This is a genomic window from Paranoxybacillus vitaminiphilus (assembly GCF_003259935.1).
Taxonomy (GTDB): domain Bacteria; phylum Bacillota; class Bacilli; order Bacillales; family Anoxybacillaceae; genus Paranoxybacillus; species Paranoxybacillus vitaminiphilus.
In genome coordinates this window covers 11656-30116 of sequence record NZ_QLMH01000015.1, presented here as the reverse complement: position 1 = coordinate 30116, position 18461 = coordinate 11656, and the positions used below count along the sequence as shown (strand labels likewise).

16 protein-coding genes and 1 pseudogene are annotated in these 18461 nt (G+C 37.8%); 16 read left to right on the top strand and 1 reads right to left on the bottom strand.

The window, feature by feature from the left end:
- The first annotated feature begins 274 nt into the window (after positions 1–274).
- From B0I26_RS14080 to B0I26_RS14070, 3 genes are all read left to right on the top strand, one after another.
- Complete coding sequence (locus B0I26_RS14080; protein WP_146612814.1) at positions 275–1351, top strand: RNA polymerase sigma factor sigma-70 region 4 domain-containing protein; 1077 nt, start codon at positions 275–277, stop codon at positions 1349–1351.
- 1 nt (position 1352) lies between these two features.
- Positions 1353–2165 carry a restriction endonuclease gene (locus tag B0I26_RS14075; RefSeq protein WP_111646062.1) on the top strand — a complete coding sequence of 271 codons (813 nt, stop codon included), beginning with the start codon at positions 1353–1355 and terminating at the stop codon, positions 2163–2165.
- 190 nt (positions 2166–2355) lie between these two features.
- Entirely contained in the window at positions 2356–2574 is a 219-nt protein-coding gene (locus B0I26_RS14070) for a tautomerase family protein (RefSeq protein WP_111646061.1), read from the top strand.
- A gap of 110 nt (positions 2575–2684) precedes the next feature.
- On the opposite strand, the gene trhA is transcribed toward B0I26_RS14070, so the two are convergent.
- Positions 2685–3329 (bottom strand): PAQR family membrane homeostasis protein TrhA, encoded by a 645-nt coding sequence (gene trhA / locus B0I26_RS14065; RefSeq protein WP_181502915.1) that lies wholly within the window; start codon positions 3327–3329, stop codon positions 2685–2687.
- 143 nt (positions 3330–3472) lie between these two features.
- On the opposite strand from trhA, the pseudogene B0I26_RS19095 reads away from it, so the two are divergent.
- The 13 genes and pseudogenes from B0I26_RS19095 to iolD form a co-directional block, all read left to right on the top strand.
- A pseudogene (locus B0I26_RS19095) lies at positions 3473–3641 on the top strand (Rpn family recombination-promoting nuclease/putative transposase); the annotation flags it as partial.
- Positions 3632–3835 carry a hypothetical protein gene (locus B0I26_RS14055; RefSeq protein ID WP_111646059.1) on the top strand — a complete coding sequence of 68 codons (204 nt, stop codon included), beginning with the start codon at positions 3632–3634 and terminating at the stop codon, positions 3833–3835. The pseudogene B0I26_RS19095 and the gene B0I26_RS14055, both read left to right, overlap by 10 nt.
- A 228-nt stretch (positions 3836–4063) precedes the next feature.
- Complete coding sequence (locus B0I26_RS14050) at positions 4064–4969, top strand: DoxX-like family protein (RefSeq protein WP_111646058.1); 906 nt, start codon at positions 4064–4066, stop codon at positions 4967–4969.
- 117 nt (positions 4970–5086) lie between these two features.
- The gene (locus tag B0I26_RS14045; protein ID WP_111646057.1) at positions 5087–5767 is read left to right on the top strand and encodes a DUF4166 domain-containing protein; all 681 of its coding nucleotides are present in this window, start codon (positions 5087–5089) and stop codon (positions 5765–5767) included.
- A gap of 464 nt (positions 5768–6231) precedes the next feature.
- Entirely contained in the window at positions 6232–7242 is a 1011-nt protein-coding gene (locus B0I26_RS14040; RefSeq protein ID WP_111646056.1) for a LacI family DNA-binding transcriptional regulator, read from the top strand.
- Positions 7243–8472: 1230 nt separating this feature from the next.
- On the top strand, positions 8473–9477 hold the full coding sequence (locus B0I26_RS14035) for a Gfo/Idh/MocA family protein (RefSeq protein ID WP_111646055.1): 1005 nt from the start codon (positions 8473–8475) through the stop codon (positions 9475–9477).
- 18 nt (positions 9478–9495) lie between these two features.
- Positions 9496–10686, top strand: coding sequence for a Gfo/Idh/MocA family protein (locus B0I26_RS14030; RefSeq protein ID WP_111646054.1), 1191 nt, complete (start codon positions 9496–9498; stop codon positions 10684–10686).
- A gap of 74 nt (positions 10687–10760) precedes the next feature.
- Positions 10761–11786 (top strand): inositol 2-dehydrogenase, encoded by a 1026-nt coding sequence (gene iolG, locus B0I26_RS14025; RefSeq protein WP_111646053.1) that lies wholly within the window; start codon positions 10761–10763, stop codon positions 11784–11786.
- Positions 11787–11871: 85 nt separating this feature from the next.
- A complete protein-coding gene (locus tag B0I26_RS14020; protein ID WP_111646052.1) occupies positions 11872–12855 on the top strand; it encodes a sugar ABC transporter substrate-binding protein in 984 nt (327 codons plus the stop codon).
- 182 nt (positions 12856–13037) lie between these two features.
- Complete coding sequence (locus B0I26_RS14015; protein ID WP_111646051.1) at positions 13038–14552, top strand: sugar ABC transporter ATP-binding protein; 1515 nt, start codon at positions 13038–13040, stop codon at positions 14550–14552.
- Positions 14553–14584: 32 nt separating this feature from the next.
- Positions 14585–15583 carry an ABC transporter permease gene (locus B0I26_RS14010; protein ID WP_111646050.1) on the top strand — a complete coding sequence of 333 codons (999 nt, stop codon included), beginning with the start codon at positions 14585–14587 and terminating at the stop codon, positions 15581–15583.
- 27 nt (positions 15584–15610) lie between these two features.
- Positions 15611–16447, top strand: coding sequence for a sugar phosphate isomerase/epimerase family protein (locus B0I26_RS14005; RefSeq protein ID WP_111646049.1), 837 nt, complete (start codon positions 15611–15613; stop codon positions 16445–16447).
- 57 nt (positions 16448–16504) lie between these two features.
- Positions 16505–18439: a 3D-(3,5/4)-trihydroxycyclohexane-1,2-dione acylhydrolase (decyclizing) gene (gene iolD, locus B0I26_RS14000; protein ID WP_111646048.1), complete on the top strand. Its 1935-nt coding sequence runs from the start codon at positions 16505–16507 to the stop codon at positions 18437–18439.
- Positions 18440–18461 lie beyond the last annotated feature (22 nt).

Here is an 18461-nt window from a genome sequence, read left to right as displayed (position 1 = left end):
TACTCCATTCTTTGGTAACGGCAGGATTAGTTGTAACGGGATAAGAAACTCTGCCAGACGCATAATTAATAAATGTGCTAAAGGATTCATATTAGGAGCCGTGCCTAGCGCATCTTGAGCGCTATTTTTTATGTTCCAACGATCTTTATCTAGCACCACGGGTATATGATATGTATATAAATACCGACCAAATTGCTATACTAGTGAAGGATATTTTATTATTTTTATCGAATTTATCGTATTGATGAAATTTGGTAATGTTGAGGTGTTTGATTTGAACGCATTACAAGTAAGTTTAGACCAACTGCTATTGGATCCAAATAATTATCGGTTGCATGGACATCCGCGTTATCGCTATGTTGAAGAAAATAATTTTAGTAATCCATTAGTGCAAAAACGTACTCAATCGATGATAGAGGGAGAAAATCGTTTAGAAATTCGTGATTTGTTAGAAAGCTTTAAAGCGAATGGTTACTTAAAAATTGATAATATTTTAGTAAAAAAGTATATGGATACAAATTACTTTGTTGTAATTGAAGGGAATCGACGTGTTGCTACTTTAAAGGCTTTAAAAAAGGATTGGGAAGAAGGATTCTCTATAGGTAATTTAAATGAATCGATTTTTTCCTCTTTAGAGGTGGTTTTGTATGAAGCTAGTGAAGAAGAGTTACTGCTGTTAATGGGATTGCGGCATGTTAGTGGCGTGAAAAAGTGGAGTGAATACGAACAATCAGAGTTAGTGACGGATTTATATAGAAAATATGGAATGAGTATAAAAGAAATAGCAGAACGGCTTGGTATAAAGCCGGCTGAAGTAAAAAGACGTTTAAATGCTTATATCATCATGGAGAAGTATAAAAATGATGAAGAATTTGGTTACTACTTTAATGAAGAGATGTCAGGCATTTTTTATGAAATTATGGGAAGGAAAGATTTGCGGGATTGGCTTGGTTGGGATCAAGAACTCAATGATTTTAAAAATAAAAAAAATTTAAACCGCTTATTTTCATGGTTGTCACCAATGGATGATGGGGAAACAGAACGGCCGCCGATTATTCCGAAACGAGATGACATTAGAGATTTAAATAAAATCATTCATGATGAACAAGCACTTGCCATTATGGAAGAGAAGAGAAGTCTTGCAGAGGCAGTCGAACAAAGTAATTATTATACTAAGGAAGGATTCAAGAAAAATTTAAAGTCGATTAAATCAAGCTTAGAGAAAATTACGATGAGTTCTTTAATACAAATGGATAATGAAACAAAACAAGAAGTAATTGAGATAATTGAGAAAATCGACGTTCTGACTACTGGAATGAAAACACTTCTTCAGGTTGAAAAGAGGGATTAGTTTGCATAGAGGCTTGAAGGAAGAAGTTTTTAAATCATGGTTAGAACAACTCATTAGACATTATGATCAATTTGATAATTTATTTTCCTTTATCGCATCGAAATTTCCTGACTTTACCGATCGACTGGATATCATTCAAGATTTTGCAGAAGAATTAATAAATTATGAAAAAGATGTTGAGGAACTTTTTCAGAAAGATTTATATAATATCGATCCTGATACATTTAATATTCAGTTTGTCGAGAGGGAGCTTGAAAATATTCGTAAAGCTTTAATTTATATTTGCTCTATGTCAGCAGTTGATTTCGAGCGGCTGTGTGCACTTGTATTAAAGTATATAGGTTGCTCGCCTTTTCATAGCACAAAGCGTACCCATGATCAAGGGATAGACTTTGTTGGTATTATACGTGAGGAAAAGGAAAGAAAGCTTCTTTATCGAGGGAATGCAGTTAGTAAAATCTTTGTAATTGGTCAAGCGAAGCATTATGAACATGGGAAAGTGGAAGCAAAGGAAGTTAGGGAATTAGCCGGCTCTATTTATTTGTTGAGAAGCAGAAGTTTTGCTGTAGTGGATGAACCGTATAAAGGGATTACAACGGAAATAAAAGCATATACCCCTATTTTTGCTTATTTTATAACTTCTAACTTTTTTACGCAAAGCGCCAAACAGTTATGTAAAAATGCCGATATTATGTTTGTTGATCGTATTTTATTGGCAATGATATTTGGACTTTCTGAGGAATATCAACGAGAAGGGCATTTCTCCACTAACGAGTTGGAAAAAGCGATTCATAGCGTCGCCCATATTCATTGATATCATGCCTGTCAATGAATTTCAGCAGTATAGGGTGACTGTTGCACCATCTGAATTTTGTCGAAAGTTGAGATATAAAGAAAAAGAGAATTGTACTGCGATGTCAGTCATGGCGCTAGCTGTCTATCACTGTTCGTCAAGGTGATTGGAAAAGATTTCGCTAATTACGTGAGAGGATGGATGATGGTCAATGCCTATCATTACTGTAAAAATGGCTAAAGGGAGAACGATGGAGCAGAAACAACAATTTGTTGAAACTATCACAAAAGAAGCTGCTAGAATTTTAAATGTGAAAGAAGAGTGGGTAACAGTTCTTTTTGATGAATATGACAGAGAAAATTGGGCTTCTAACGGGCAATTGCATTCACTGAAATTCGGCGAGGGCTTTGGAAAGAATGGTGCAGAATAATGGTTCACGATTCCAAAGCACGTCGGAAGATTGTTGAAACAGAGAGCCACCTGATATCCTAAATGCGGTTCGGCTCTCTTTTTAGAACGATTTATAAAAATGTAAATCCATCAAAAAACCGGAAGTAAAAACAAGACGGCGAAGAAATGGGCGATGGATCCTGCTAATACAAAAAGATGCCAGATGGCATGGTGAAATTTAAATCCCCGCCATACATAAAATACAGCCCCGACTGTATATAATATTCCTCCTAATACAAGGAACATCATTCCTTCAGAGGTAAGACTAGCTGCTAGTGGCTTCCATGCAAAAACAATGAGCCAGCCCATAACGACATATAAAGTTGTTGAAGTATATAAAAATCGGTTGACAAAAAAACATTTAAAAACAGTACCTGCCACAGCCAAGCCCCAAACTACTCCAAATAATGTCCAACCTATTGCTCCTTTTACCGCTAAAAAAAGAAAAGGAGTATATGTCCCAGCGATGAAAAAATAAATGGAGGAATGATCGAAAATCTGGAACAGTTGTTTTACTCTTCCTTCTGGCAGACCGTGAACGATCGTAGAGGCTAAATATAGCATAAGCATTGTACTGCCAAACAAACTAAAACTTACAACATGCCATTCATTTCCATAAATCGATGCCATCACAACTAAAATCACAAGTCCCGCTATGCTTAGCAATGCTCCAATCCCGTGAGTGATGCAGTTAACTGCTTCCTCTATTTTCGTAAATGTATGTGTATTCGCCAAATTGTTCATCCCTTTCCATAAAGAGGTATTTTCTCTCATTTTAACATATTTATTTTGCAGGAAATATCACTAGTGCTGTATCAATTTAAAAATTGATCATTAAAAAATTTTTATTCCTCCAACGATTATGGATTCTGAGCCGCAATTATCCGTTATTTCCTCACGAAACCGGCCGCTTTCACACCGTGCTTCATTTGTGGGAATTTTATCTGGAGTCCGCACATGGAATTCCATGCGATTGATTTGTCACAATTTATGGTAAAATGGAAGAAATACAGTCGGGAAATGAAGGGATCCGCTGAATGGCCGTGGTAGAAGAAGGGCTGAAGATGTTCGAGAAGAAGGTTGAAAGGAAGGCTTGGAGAAAGGTTTACAAAGGAGAGTTAAACGGAGCGCGATCTTATGTCGGCAAAACGGATGAGCATAGCCGAAATTGCCCTTATATGGCGGAGCTTACGGAAGGAGAAGTTTGTAAAATATTGGAATATTATGGAGTCTGTATTTAGTTAGGATAAAGATAAATATAGTGAAAAATGGAGGGAAGAAAGTGATTGTTCACCGCTTTCAATCGCAACAATGATTGTGTACCCGGTTGTTGCCATAATCCTTATGCTAGATAGGGCGTGTGTTTCCTTAATGATAAATAGGAGCTTTTTTAGATTTGTTTGAACGGTTTCAAGTATCGGAGCGTGAGTTTATTTTACGCGGATTCTATGGGAGAGGATGAGATTTATATGGGAAAATCAAGTTCTATTTACGTAGAGACGATCGTGAAGACAGATATGGAAACGTTATGGGAATATACGCAAAACCCTGAACTGCATGAACAATGGGACTTGCGGTTTTCAACAATAAAGTATTTGCCCAAAAAACATGAAAGTGAAGCACAACGCTTTCTTTATACTACTAAGATTGGATTTGGCCTTTCCATTTCAGGAGAAGGGGAGGCGGTTGGAACAAGAATACATAACGGAGAACGGACCTCTTCTTTAAAATTTTGGTCTGACCAACCTATATCTTTAATTAAAAAAGGAAGTGGGTATTGGAAATATACGCCTCACAAAGAGGGAATTCGATTTTACACGATATACCATTATGAAACAAGATTTGGCTTTATGGGCAAGGTGTTTGACCGATGGATGTTCCGTCCGATCATGGCTTGGGCTACCGCCTGGAGCTTTGACTGCCTCCGTTTGTGGATCGAAAAAAAGATTCATCCACTCTATTCGGTTCAGCGCAGCCTGATTCACCTTCTTGTCGTTTTCACTTTGGTTTTGATCTGGATCTATCAAGGACTGGTGCCAAAATTGTTATTTCCTGATAGTGGTGAACTGGAAATGATAAAAGATCTGCAGCTGTTTGCGGGTTATGAATCCTTCCTTCTTTCTTTTATCGGTTTTAGTGAAATTTTGTTTGGCATTTTTCTTTTCTTATTTCGACGAACGAAATGGATTTATTATTGGAACATAGGCATCATTCTCTTTTTAACGTTAGGAGCTTTTGCCTCAGATCCGACTGTTTTCCGTGAACCCTTTAACCCTGTTACGTTAAATGTATCAGTGATTATTCTTTCTTTCATCGGTTTAATTACCTTACGAGACACAGCAAGCGCCTCCAATTGTAAATGGGGAATCAAGTAGTTTGGTAGAGGAGCTTTATTTAACATGTCCACCGAGAAGTCTCCCACCTCTAAGCGGAGTGTAGGTGGTAGAGGTTCATTAAATATATAGAAAAACAGCGAAAAAGGAGATTTGGAGATGGAATCGATCTATCAAAAAGCGCTGGGATCAGAATTTTGGAAGCTGCATCCCAAAATTCAAGAGCGATTCGGTTTCAACAGTCAAGACCATCGTGCTTCTATTGGGAAAGGAATCATGGAAAAGGTTTGGTACGGCCGGTTTTATACGTTGCCGTTTTTATATATCGGTACATGGAGAAATATTATGTTTCCGCGAAAAGGAGAAAACATTCCATTTACTATTGAGAACTATGCCTATCAGGATCGCTACGGCCGTGAGACCGTTACTTGGGTGCGCAAGTTTTATTTTAATGAACATCTCCATCGTTTTGATGCAACGATGATTTATAGTGAAGAGCGGAACCGGATCGTTGATTATCTGGGTACGCATCAGCATCTTGCCGTAGACATTGATTTGCATGTAGATGAGCGCGGAGGATTGCGCCTGCGCTCCGGCGAACAGCGTTTTTATGAAGGGATGATTGGCTTTCGTTTTCCTTTGTTTTTTTCGGGGATTGCAGATGTATGTGAATGGTACGATGACAAAAAAGGGAAATTTTGTATTGAGGTAAATGTGAAGAATGAGACGTGGGGACCATTGTTTGGATATAAGGGGACCTTTGATGTCAAATATTTACACGTTACACCGGAGCAAGTTCCGCAAGATGTAAAACCGAAACGGGAAGAAAGACGTGAGTAATAAGTCCCCAAACGTTCGCACAGAATCAGATTGCCAGTTTTGTATCAGCGGGAAGAACAAAGACAGAGAAATCCACTTATGATGGAGAGTTATATGATATTTAGTGTTATTTGGAGAGATAAAGAAAATATCTATGATGGAATTACGTATATTAAAGAAGGATTCTCGTATTTAAGGTACATATATAGGATTTAGAAATAAGGCAGTAATGGTAAAAATATAAGTAAAGAACGTTTTGTGGTTAATTTTGCGCAAAATACGTTTACTTGTTTTATTTATTTAGAAAGAGATTTAAGTACTTTAATTAAAAAATCAAAATTCAGAAATGTTGAAAAAAGACGCAGTGAGGTGTAAACTTAAGATATAAGATTGAGCAAGCGCTTTCCTAATCCGGTGAAACCCATAAGTTTTAAAAACTTTAGTTGTTAGCCTAAAACGATTTACACACGAAAGATTGGTGAAAAATGAAGGTAACTATTTACGATGTTGCTAAAAAAGCCGGTGTATCCATTGCTACTGTTTCAAGAGTAATCAATAATACCGGTCGAATTAGTGAAAAGACGAGAAAAAAAGTTTTAGAAGTAATGGAAACATTGCATTATCAGCCAAGTATAGTAGCATCCGCTTTAACTGGAAAACGCACACGTACTATAGGGCTCATTATCCCCGATGTCGCCAATCCATTTTTTTCAGAAATAGCCAGAAAGGTAGAAGACCGGGGAAGAGAATTAGGCTTTAACGTTTTAATGTGTAATACAGATAATAACCCAGATACGGAAGAAATGTATCTTTCTTTATTAAAACAGAAAAGTGTAGATGGAATCATTATTGGGACAACAACTAAAAATTATACCGTATTAAATGAATTGTTGCGTGAAAATTTTCCTATTGCACTTATTGCTCAGGATATCCCAGAGTTAGCCATTGATGTAGTAAGAGTAGATGACTTTTTAGGGGGGTATCTAGCTACCTCTCACTTAGTGTCTTTAGGTCATAAAAAGATTGCAATTATGCTAGGAAACTTAAGCCGAACCAGTGACAAATACCGCTTTCAAGCATATCGACAAGTACTAGAGGAAAACGGATTGGAATATAATGAAAAGTTAGTAATATGTACAGACTATTCTATGGAGGATGGTAAACGGGCAGCACTTGAGTTGCTTAAATCATCACAAAGGCCGACAGCCATTTTTGCCTGCTTTGACGCCCTTGCTGTTGGCGTATATCAAGCTGCCAAAGAATTAGGACTTAATATACCTAATGATTTATCTGTTGTAGGATTTGATAATACGATATTAGCTACTATTGTAGATCCTCCGTTGACTACTATTGCACAGCCGATAGATGAAATGGGGCGTCAAGTGGTAGACTTACTGGTACGCGGAATAGAAGAAGAAAAACATACAAAGCAACGGGTGATTTTGCCACCTGAGCTAATCATTCGTAATTCTACAAAAGAAAATGTAAGTAAGTAGCTTTTTTCGTTTCCTTATATAGGAAAATATGAGTTGTATCTCATATCCATCAAGTTAAGAGAATCTTTTTTGATGAGGCTGATCCATAAGTGTCTGATCTCACATACACTTCAAAATGCAATTATTCATTCATTTATCTAGTGCTACGTTCTATATATTGTATTGTGAGATATGACACTTTGCTTTTGGAACAGCTCTATTTTTTATGGAATATTTTGCATAGATCGAGCCGCTCATATAAGTGTTTTTCCGCTTGTTTTCTCCACAGGAACTTCAACACAAAATTAATTGAATATAAGAAGAGGAAATAGAATGTTTCACTAACTTGAATAACCAACAAAAATACGCTCATCTCTTTAAGAGAATAGTCGTGTTTTTGTTGGTTATTTTTAGTATGTGCATGTTCAATGGTTACGTTTCATCTTAGTGAAAGAATATTTCTTTGCCTACATTTTCTATTTACTTCGGATTATTAATGTGTTTGTCCTTATCCTATAGGGAAGTTTTAATCATTTATTTAGTGGAAGATTGGGGGGGATATATAAATGCAGATTGATTTTTCAACATATATAAAACGTCACAATTTCTCTTTTGCCCGAACCTAAATCTCTTATTTGTATCGCTTTTTCAATCTAAACAAATTTGATAAACTTTAGGAATTCTAACGTGAAGGATAAATATGAGCATAAATTAAATATGAATTTTAAAAATTCAATAAATTCTAAAAAAAGTATTGCAAAAAGCGGAGGGAATATATAAAATAAAAACAAAAGGAAAGCGCTTACTCAAAAATTTGAAAATAAGTTCTTTAACAAAGAAAATTTTAAGGGAAGGAGAGAAAAACGCAATCGTATATTTATATAAATCCAACTTAAACTCTCAACATGTGAATTAAGCATAAAAATCAACCAGTGTTCTGTTCGCCTTTTAAAATAGGTTGAAAAATCAAGTTTGATTTATATAGATATGGTTTGTAAAGTGAATCAAAACTTTCATTTTCATCATTTAGAAAAAACAGCAGATCTCCATAAAGTTTTTCCAGAAAGTCATCGAATTAGCTTAATATAATTTGTTTTCAAAAACTTGTAAAGAACATGAAGTGATATTAGAGAAAGCGCTTAACCACATTTGTTAAAGTTGGGATAATAAGTTTATCTACAATCTGAAACAAATTGACAGACTGTGGTTATTCTACCGAAAATATTTAACAATTCGAAGGGAGACTTATATATGTCACAAGTAAAAGTTGGAATTTTAGGAGCAGGTGGAATTGCTAAGGTGCACACCTCTATTCTAAAGAAAGATAAAAGAGTAGAGATTATTGGTGTTGCTGATATTTCGGAAGAAAGAGCGGTTGCTTTAGCTAATGAAATAGGAGAGGCAAAAGCAGTTAGAAGTTTAGAAGATTTATTTGAGCTTGGTGTTGATGCGGTATATGTAACGACTCCTAATACATTGCATGTAGAACCGGTATTAAAGTGTCTGCAAAATAACATTCATGTATTTTCTGAAAAACCAATGGCCACTTCTTTGAAGGAAGCAGAGGAAATTAAAAAGGCGGCAGAAAGATCAAAAGCGGTATACAATTTGGGAATGAATCGTCGCTATGCTTCTGTTTATAAAAGAGTAAAGCAATTAATCGCTTCGGGAGAGGTAACACCGTATTTAGCGCATATAAAAATGAATCGTGGAGAGTTGTTAAATCCCCCTTGGACAGCTGATCCGAAGGTTACAGGTGGGTTCCTTTATGAAACTCCTTTTCACCTAATGGATATGTGCCGTTACTTATTCGGAGAAGTGCAGACCGTTTATTGTGAAGGGAGACAAAATATTTCTGATGCGGAAATGGATACATTTGCGATTATGATGACATTTAAATCAGGAACAATTGCCAATTTTGTTACTTATGCACATGCTGGATGGAGTTTCCCATTTGAGAGTTTAGAAGTTTATGGAAAATATTCTACCATCGCAACACAAGAACTGGAGAAAGTGATGTATTCTCCTAGCTTGAATCAACCTGCGAAAATTAGTGATTTTTATCAACTGTCTATAGAGGAAAAATGGGGTTATGCCGAAGAAGATCGTTTGTTTATTGATGCTATTGTTCATGGAACGAAGCCTCCTGTGACAGCTGAGGATGGATTCCGTTCCATTCAATTGCTGGAGGCCATTTATGAAAGCGCTAAAACTGGTAAAATGATCGATTTCCGTCAAACAGCACCATCACAATAAAACAGAGTAGGTGACAATATGAGCAAAAAACAAGTTCGAATAGGAATGGTTGGTTACAAGTTTATGGGCAAAGCCCACAGTCATGCTTTTCGGGATATTCCGTTTTTCTTTGATACAGATGTTGTGCCGATCTTGCAAGCGATCGCCGGACGCGATGAACAAGGTGTTAGACAGGCTGCAGAAAAGATGGGATGGGCATCGTATGAAACAGATTGGCGCCGTCTCATCGAGCGTGATGATATTGATGTCATTGATATCGTTACACCGAACAATACGCATGCGGAGATTGCGATAGCAGCTGCGGAAGCGGGAAAACATATTATTTGTGAAAAGCCGTTAGCGTTAACTTTGGATCAGTCCTTGGAAATGCTCCATGCAGTGAAAAAAGCCGGTGTTGTTCATATGATTTGTCACAATTATCGATTTGCTCCGGCCGTACAGTTTGCGAAAAAATTGATTGAGCAAGGTCGATTAGGAAAAATTTATCATATACGTGCAACTTTCCTTCAAGATTGGCTGATGGATCCGGATTTTCCGTTGATATGGCGCCTTCGTAAGGAAGTATCCGGTTCAGGTACCCATGGCGATCTTGGGGCACATATTATTGATTTGGCACGTTTCTTAGTTGGAGAGTTCAGTGAAGTTATTGGAATGATGGAAACCTTTATTAAAAAACGTCCTTTAGGTGATATGGATATTCACTTGAAGGGACGTGCAGAAAGCGGTCAATGGGGAGAGGTCAATGTAGATGATGCTACTGCATTTTTGGCACGTTTCGAAAATGGAGCTTTAGGTGTTTTTGAAGTCACTCGCTTTAGTCGAGGAAATCGTGCAGGAAATCGTTTTGAAATTAACGGCGAAAGAGGTTCGATTCGCTGGGATATGGAAAATATGAACAACTTGCAAGTTTATTTGGAAGACGACGAACCGGGGCTTCAAGGGTTTCGGACGATCAATTGCACCGAAGTCGAACACCCATATGCTGCGTCTTATTGGCCGGCCGGTCACATTATTGGCTACGAACATACATTTATCAATTTGTTGGTAGAGATGATGTATGGAATTTCAAAAGGGTACAGTCCTGCACCAAATTTCGAGGATGGAGTTCGTAATCAGGCGGTGCTTGAAGCGGTTGAACAATCAGTTCGAACAGGAAAATGGGTGAAAATATCTGAATTATTAAAATTGAGGGAATTAATTGGGGGTTAAAAACAACTGGATTGTACCATTATATACACAACTTAAAGAAAGCGATTACATTTTATTGAAAGGTGTGTTGTTTCATGACGATTCGTTGTGCGGTACTTGGCTTAGGGCGATTGGGATATCATCACGCCAAAAATTTAGCCACCCATCAAATTGGCGGGGCCCAATTGGTTAGTGTCGTTGATCCGATGGAAGGTCGTTCTGAACAGTTTGCAAAGGAATTCGGCATTGAACATTGGACACAAAACCCGGATGAAGTATTTGAAGATCCTCGTGTTGATGCAGTCGTCATCGTTACCCCTACCAGCACTCATGCAGACATGATTCAAAGAGCCGCAAAAAACGGAAAGGCTGTTTTTGTTGAAAAACCATTAACACAAAACTTAGCAGAAGCAGATGAAATCATTCAAACAATTAAAGAAACTGGCGTCATTTGTCAAGTTGGCTTTATGCGAAGATTTGATCCGGCCTATGCAGAAGCAAAGCGAAGAATCGAAGCAGGAGACATTGGCAAGCCGATTTATTTTAAAGGAATTACTCGTGATGCCGGTTCACCGCCTGCTGAGTTTATTAAGCACAGTGGTCGCGTATTTTTAGACGTTTCGATTCATGATTATGATATTGCGAGATATCTAATGGGAGCGGAAATTACCTCGGTTTCTGCACACGGAAGAGTATTATTACACCCGTTTATGGAAGAATTTAAGGATGTCGATCAAGCGATTACGTATGTGCATTTTGACTCTGGTGCGGCAGGAGATATTGAAGCAAGCCGAAACTCACCTTATGGTCACGACATTCGAACAGAAATTATTGGTACGGAAGGCTCAATTTTTATCGGAACACTTAGAAATCAAAATGTAACTTTATTAAATTCTAAAGGTAGTACTTATGAGATCATTCCAGATTTCCAAACTAGATTTAATGATGCGTATCGTTTAGAACTAGTTCATTTTATCGAATGTGTTCAAAATAAGCAAACACCAAAGGTCACGGAAATAGACGGTAAAGTGAATCTTGAAATCGCAATTGCGGCTACTGAATCCTTTGATAGTGGCAAAACTGTTCACGTGAAGGGGGGATGTTCGGGAAAAAGTTATTAAATCTATGTACGTTTTAGTAGAGTAAGAGGTTTTGTGACATACTTGTTAAATAGTTTAAACAAGTTAAACAAGGGGGATTGAATCTATGAAAGTTCAAAAGAGGTTGATTTTATTCATTATCTTATTACTGCTCAGTGCGGCTTTCATTTCTGGATGCGGCGAAAAACAAGAATCGTCGCAACAAACTTCGAGTCAATCAGGAGAAAAAGACAAGATTGTCATTGGGGCAGCGCTACCTGATTTTGATGATAAGTGGTTGAGCTATTTGCAGGATGGGATGAAGGAATACGAAAAAGCGCAAAAAGATGTGGAAGTTATTTATGTGGATGCGATGAATGATGCCAGTAAACAGTTATCCCAAGTAGAGAACTTCATACAACAGAAGGTCGATGCAATTGTACTCGTACCAGTCGACACCGTCTCTGCACCGGAAATGGTTAATAAAGCAAATGAAGCAAACGTACCTATTGTAGTTGTTAACAGACAATATGAAGGCGTAGAGAATGCTACTGCTTATGTTGGTTCAGAGTCCATTAAAGCCGGTTTAATGCAAATGGAAGAAGTGGCGAAATTACTTAACGGAAAAGGCAATATCGCGATTATGAATGGTCAGATGGGCCATGAGGCACAAATTAAAAGAACGGAAGGAAATAAACAAATTATTGAAAAACATCCAGATATGAAGGTAGTACTCGAAGGAACAGCAGAATGGGATCGAGCGAAAGGTATGACCTTAATGGAAAACTGGCTTCAGTCTGGTAAGAAAATTGATGCCGTTGTATCTAATAATGATGAAATGGCGATCGGAGCGATTATGGCATTGGAAGATGCAGGAAAACTAGAAGACGTTGTTGTAGCGGGAATTGATGCTACACCAGATGCTTTAGAATATGTAAAATCCGGAAAATTAAAGGTAACCGTTTTCCAAAATGCCAAGGGACAGGGTCAAGGTGGACTAGAAATCGCTATTAAAGCAGCTAAAGGTGAAAATGTAGAAAAGTTCAACTGGATCCCGTATGAATTGGTAACGAAAGATAATGTCGAAGAGTATATCAAAAAATGGCAGTAGTGTCTTAGACTCATAACAATAAATCGCAAAATAAGACTGACCCAAGAGCCAAGTGCCAGACCTACAACCAACATAGAGGACATAGCATTGGATAAATGAACAATAGATTGTGACATGCACGTGAACTTATGGGTCAGTCCTTTCACCAAAAAATTAATCCTATCGAAAATGGGGTAAAGGGTATGAGTAGAGACTATATATTAGAAATGCTAAATATCACAAAGGAATTTCCTGGTGTTAAAGCTTTGGATAATGTACAGCTCAAGGTAAAAAAAGGAACTGTGCATGCCTTAATGGGTGAGAACGGTGCAGGTAAATCAACGTTAATGAAAATATTGATTGGGATTTATACGCCCGATAGCGGTATCATTAAATTCGATGGTGAAGAGTTAAAATTTTCTAGTATTAAAACCGCGCTTGATAAAGGGATTTCGATGATTCATCAAGAGCTCAGTCCGATACCGAATATGACTGTGGCAGAAAATATTTTTTTAGGAAGAGAACCTAGCTATGGATTTACGGGCTGGGTGAAAGCAAAGGAACTTGAAGAAAAGACAAGACAATTATTTGAAAAACTAGAAATTGATATTGATCCGAATGCAAAGATGGCTGATCTTAGCATTGCCAATACACAAATGGTCGAAATTGCGAAAGCGATTTCTTATAACTCGAAGCTCATCATTATGGATGAACCAACATCCGCTATTACTGAAAAAGAGGTTAATCATCTGTTTAAAATTATACGTTCTCTTAAAAAAGACGGGGTATCGATTATTTATATTACACATAAAATGGATGAGCTATCACAAATTACTGATGAAGTTACCGTTTTAAGGGATGGAAAGTATGTAGGAACAAAACCAAGTACTCAAATCACAAAAGATGAATTAATCGAAATGATGGTGGGAAGGGAATTAAATCAAATATTTAATAAAAAACAGGTAGAAATCGTAGAAATCAAAGAAGTAGCCTTGTCAGTTAAAAATTTATCGAAAAAAAGCAAATTTGAAAATGTAAGTTTTGAAGTTAGAAAAGGTGAAATACTAGGCTTTGCTGGTTTGATGGGGTCCGGACGAACGGAAGTATTGGAGAGCGTATTCGGAATCACTCCACCTGATTCAGGTGAAATCTACATTAATGGTAAAAAAGTGAATATTCGCTCCACGCGTGATGCGATTAAATATGGGATGGGATTATTGACAGAGGATAGAAAATTAACAGGTTTATTTCTGCCTCTTTCAGTTCAAGACAATATGATTACTGTCAATATAAACGAATATACAAAAGGCGGTTTTCTAAAGCAAAAGAAAATTCATGCTGATTGTAAAACTCTTTCCGAACAATTAGCTATCAAAACGCCCAGCCTAAACCAAATAATCAAATATTTAAGCGGCGGGAACCAACAAAAAGCTTTAATCGCCAGATGGCTCCTTCGCGATCCTGATATTTTGTTTTTAGATGAGCCAACAAGAGGGATTGATGTAGGCGCTAAATCAGAAATCTATAACCTTATTTTTGATCTAGCCGAAAAAGGAAAGGCTATTGTAGTTATCTCCTCAGAGATGCCAGAAATATTAGGATTAAGTGACCGGATTTTAGTAATGCACGAAGGTAGAAAAATGGGAGAATTGAGCAGAGAGGAGGCTACACAGGAGAAAATAATGAAATTGGCAACCGGTGAGTTGAGTAAGGTTTAAAGATCAATAATAAATGACTGGAGGGTGTACAGATGAGTAGCCAAGTTTCGGTTGTGGATAAACGTGAAAAGTCTAAAGTATCTAGTAGTTCCAAAGAAAAAGTCTCTCGTATTTTGAATCGATACGGAATGCTGTTTATTCTTATTGCTTTAATTATTTTGATGTCGATTCTTTCACCAACTTTCTTTACAACTGGAAACTTACTTAATATCGTGAGGCAAATGTCCGTAGTAGGAATTGTGGCCATAGGCGTTACGATAGTCATTATCACTACAGGTATTGATCTATCGTCAGGTTCGGTCATTGCGCTTGTTTCTGTTGCAGCAGCTAGCTTTGCTCATCCGGATACCTATCCTCTTATTGTTCCGATTGCTATCGGACTTGGTTTAGGACTTCTTACGGGTGTAATCAACGGAACGATTATTTCAAAAGCGAAAATTGCTCCTTTTATCGTAACTTTAGGTATGATGACTGCTGCAAGAGGTGCGGCGTTGCTAATTACCGATGGAAGACCGGTTGGGAATTTATCTGATTCCTTCAAGTTTATAGGTCAAGGATCTGTACTGGGTATACCTGTTCCGATTATTATCTTTGGAGTTGTGGGTTTGATTTCCTATATTCTTTTAAATAAAACTAAATTTGGAAAATATGTATATGCAATCGGCGGTAATGAACAAGCCGCGATGATCGCTGGAGTCAATGTCGATAGGTACAAAATCTTTGTTTATGGATATGCTGGTTTATTATCAGGCGTTGCAGGAATTATTCTTACTTCCCGCATCTCATCTGGTCAGCCAACAGCAGGAGTCATGTATGAGCTGGATGCGATTGCCGCAGCCGTCATTGGCGGTACGAGTCTGGCTGGGGGGATTGGAGCCATTGGTGGAACCATTATTGGCGCCCTTATCATAGGTGTTATGAATAATGGACTTGATCTATTAAATGTATCTCCGTATTGGCAACAAATATTAAAAGGGGTCATTATCACGGTCGCTGTCTTTATTGATTCCCGGAAGAACAGAAAATCCTAAGGTTAATGATAGGTGAGGGAATTTACGATGAAAATAGCGTTTAATCAAGCTACAACAATGAAAAAATCAACATTAAAAATGGATTTAGAGCTTTGTGAAAAATATGGATATGAATTAATTGAAATTAGGTTAGATAAGTTAAAGGAATTTTTGTTAGATCATTCTGTAGAAGATTTAAAAACCTTCTTCGAAAATAATAGGATCAAGCCATATGCTTTTAATGCGCTAGAATTTATTAATTTCAGAGATGAAGCTGGATATCGACAAATTATAAATGATTTGCAATTCCTGTGTAAAGTTGGCGAAGCGATAAATTGCAAAAAGATTATTGTTGTTCCAAGCTTTGATATTGGAGATTACACCAAATCACAGATAAAAGTAGAAACTGTAAGAGTTCTAAATGAGCTGGCAGATTTAGCAGAACCTTATGGTGTAAAATTAGCATTCGAGTTTTGTGGATATCCTAACTGTTCCGTTAATACGTTCAATCAAGCCTATGAAATTGTAAAAGAGGTGAACAGGGATAATGTAGGAATCGTTCTAGATTGTTTTCACTTCCATGCTATGAACTCGAATATTGAAGACTTAAAGAAAGCAGATCCGAATAAAATTTTTGTCTTTCATATTGATGACTGTGAAGATCTACCCGTTGGTGCATTAAGGGATCATCACAGAGTATGGCCAGGAGAAGGTGCCATTGATTTGGAATTAATCTTAAGCACATTAAAAAAGATTGGCTATCGGGAAATGGTGTCTATCGAACTATTTAGACCGGAGTATTGGGAATGGGATGTCGAGAGAGCGATCAAAGTAGGGAAAGAAAAGATGGAGAAGCTGGTAAGCAAATATTTTGAAATAGAATAATTTTAAGCAAAATAGATAAAGCGCTTAACACCAATAAGAAGGTGGGAAACGAACAAAATGAAAACAATTCGATTAACGACGGCTCAAGCGTTAATTAAATTTTTAAATCAACAATATATTGAATTTGATGGAAAGAAACAAAAGTTTGTCAAAGGAATTTTCGCAATTTTCGGTCATGGGAATGTACTTGGTCTTGGTCAGGCATTAGAAGAGGGCCCAGGTGAACTCGAAATCTACCAAGGAAGAAATGAACAAGGAATGGCTCACGCAGCAGTCGCTTTTGCCAAGCAAAAGCATCGCAAGCAAATTATGGCATGCACCTCTTCTATTGGCCCGGGAGCGGCGAATATGGTGACAGCGGCAGCAACGGCTTCTGCCAATAACATTCCCGTCTTACTACTTCCGGGGGATACGTTTGCGACAAGGCAGCCTGATCCTGTTCTTCAACAAATCGAGCACTATCATGATTTAACGATTTCTACCAATGACGCATTTCGTGCTGTCAGTAAATATTGGGATCGGATTAGCCGCCCAGAACAACTGATGACAGCAATGATTCATGCGATGCGTGTATTGACGGATCCTGCCGATACAGGTGCGGTGACGATTGCCCTGCCGCAAGATGTTCAAGGTGAGGTTTATGATTTCCCTGAGTATTTCTTTAAAGAACGGGTTCATCGTATTGAACGACGTGTACCGACTGCGTCTGATCTGAAAGATGCGGTGGAGCTGATAAAGAGAAAGAAAAAGCCTATCATCATTTGCGGCGGGGGTGTCCGTTACTCGGAAGCGGCCGATGTATTAAAGCGTTTTTCCGAAAAGTTCAATATCCCTTATGGTGAAACTCAAGCAGGAAAGAGTGCGATTGAAAGCACCCACGCATATAATCTGGGGGGGATTGGAGTAATCGGAAACCTTGCCGCCAACCTAATTGCGAAAGAAGCGGATCTCGTTATTGGAATAGGCACAAGATATTCAGATTTTACAACTGGATCCAAACAGTTGTTTCAAAATCCTGAGGTTGATTTCTTAACGATTAATGTTTCCGAATATCATGCTTACAAGCTGGATGCGGTCAAGATTGTTGCCGATGCCAAGTTAGCTCTTCTTGCTCTTGAACGAGAACTAGAAGCGATTGGCTATCGTTCAAGTTATACGAGTGAAATCGAAGCGGCAAAAGATGCATGGAAGACTGAGCTGAACCGTTTGTATGAAATACGATACAAAGAAAAAGGATTTACGCCTGAGGTAGCGGGTCATCTCGATGAGGTACTTCCTGAATTCCACGAATCATTTGGCTCATGCCTGACTCAAACAGAAGTGATAGGCCTAGTCAACCAACTTATTGATGAAGATGCGATTATCGTGGGAGCTGCGGGAAGTCTTCCAGGGGATTTGCAAAGAATGTGGGTATCCAGAAAATCGAATACGTATCATATGGAATACGGTTACTCGTGCATGGGATATGAAATTTCCGGCGCTCTTGGAGTGAAAATGGCTGAACCGGATAAAGAAGTCTATGCCTTTGCTGGTGATGGAAGCTACTTAATGCTTCATTCTGAGCTTGTCACTAGCATTCAAGAAGGCAAAAAAATCAACGTCATTTTATTGGATAACGCTGGTTTCGGATGTATCAACAACCTGCAAATGGAAAATGGAATGGGCAGCTTTGGAACGGAATTCCGCTATCGCAATCCAGAAACTGGTCGTCTGGATGGAGAACTGATGAAAATAGATTTTGCCCAAAGCGCTGCTGGATATGGTGTGAAAACCTATAAGGTTCATACTCTCAAAGAACTTAAGGAAGCCATTGAAGATGCCAAAAAACAAACCGTGTCTACATTAATCGATATTAAAGTTCTTCCAAAAACGATGACCCACGGTTATGAATCATGGTGGCATGTTGGCATTGCAGGCACTTCAAATAATCCAAAAGTAAATGAGGCTTATTTGAAGAAGGAAAACAATCTAAAAAAGGCAAGAAAATACTGAGAAAGAAGCAAATCGTAAAAAA

Coding starts and splice junctions, on each gene's coding strand:
- B0I26_RS14070 (WP_111646061.1), top strand. CDS start 2,356: ATGCCTATCATTACTGTAAAAATGGCTAAAGGGAGAACGATGGAGCAG.
- B0I26_RS14055 (WP_111646059.1), top strand. CDS start 3,632: ATGGCCGTGGTAGAAGAAGGGCTGAAGATGTTCGAGAAGAAGGTTGAA.
- B0I26_RS14050 (WP_111646058.1), top strand. CDS start 4,064: ATGGGAAAATCAAGTTCTATTTACGTAGAGACGATCGTGAAGACAGAT.
- B0I26_RS14045 (WP_111646057.1), top strand. CDS start 5,087: ATGGAATCGATCTATCAAAAAGCGCTGGGATCAGAATTTTGGAAGCTG.
- B0I26_RS14040 (WP_111646056.1), top strand. CDS start 6,232: ATGAAGGTAACTATTTACGATGTTGCTAAAAAAGCCGGTGTATCCATT.
- B0I26_RS14035 (WP_111646055.1), top strand. CDS start 8,473: ATGTCACAAGTAAAAGTTGGAATTTTAGGAGCAGGTGGAATTGCTAAG.
- B0I26_RS14030 (WP_111646054.1), top strand. CDS start 9,496: ATGAGCAAAAAACAAGTTCGAATAGGAATGGTTGGTTACAAGTTTATG.
- iolG (WP_111646053.1), top strand. CDS start 10,761: ATGACGATTCGTTGTGCGGTACTTGGCTTAGGGCGATTGGGATATCAT.
- B0I26_RS14020 (WP_111646052.1), top strand. CDS start 11,872: ATGAAAGTTCAAAAGAGGTTGATTTTATTCATTATCTTATTACTGCTC.
- B0I26_RS14015 (WP_111646051.1), top strand. CDS start 13,038: ATGAGTAGAGACTATATATTAGAAATGCTAAATATCACAAAGGAATTT.
- B0I26_RS14010 (WP_111646050.1), top strand. CDS start 14,585: ATGAGTAGCCAAGTTTCGGTTGTGGATAAACGTGAAAAGTCTAAAGTA.
- B0I26_RS14005 (WP_111646049.1), top strand. CDS start 15,611: ATGAAAATAGCGTTTAATCAAGCTACAACAATGAAAAAATCAACATTA.
- iolD (WP_111646048.1), top strand. CDS start 16,505: ATGAAAACAATTCGATTAACGACGGCTCAAGCGTTAATTAAATTTTTA.